The organism is Vibrio sp. Y176 (assembly GCF_033438945.1).
The window spans coordinates 1-664 of record NZ_JAWOQS010000614.1; the positions used below are offsets into that span (position 1 = coordinate 1).

Here is a 664-nt window from a genome sequence, read left to right on the forward strand (position 1 = left end):
CTTCATGCCCAAGTAGCTACCAGCTAAAGTGATGATAGGAATCGACATCAAAAATGAAAAACGCGCTGCCGCTTCACGAGTGAAGCCCAAATATAGAGCGGCAGTGATCGTTGCGCCAGAACGTGAAGTTCCAGGGATCATCGCAAGTGCTTGAGCAATACCAATAAACACCGCTTTCTTCCAGCCAGTTTGGTACTCATCGGCAACAAGCCTGGCATTCTTATCCACCCACCAAAGCAACAAACCGAATACGATGGTGGTTGTCGCAATCACATAGGCACTGCGCAGGTAGACTTCGATAACGTCTTTCATCAGCAAACCGAACACACACGCCGGAATCGTCGCGATCACGATCATCCATGCCAGTTTTGCTTCTTTACTGCGGTCACCTTTGAAGATCGAAGCAAACAATGCTCGGAATAAAGTGATCACTTCGTGGCGGAAATAAATCACAACCGCCATCAATGTACCGACGTGTACTGCCACATCAAACGCTAGACCTTGGTCGGCCCAGCCGAAAATGGCAGAGGGTAGGATCAAGTGCGCAGAGCTGGAAATGGGCAAAAACTCTGTCAGTCCCTGAATCAGAGCCAAAATAAAGGCTTCAAAATAACTCATGTAAACAACTCAAATTTAAAGTGAAAAAGAAACTGGTTTGAGTGAA

Annotated in this window: 1 protein-coding gene; it reads right to left on the bottom strand. The window is 46.8% G+C overall.

Features of this window, described 5'->3' with window-relative positions; all coding sequences use genetic code 11:
- Positions 1-618, bottom strand: a 618-nt coding sequence (locus R7O13_RS27630) for an undecaprenyl-diphosphate phosphatase (RefSeq protein WP_318305292.1), incomplete at its 3' end; no start/stop codon positions are given.
- Positions 619-664 lie beyond the last annotated feature (46 nt).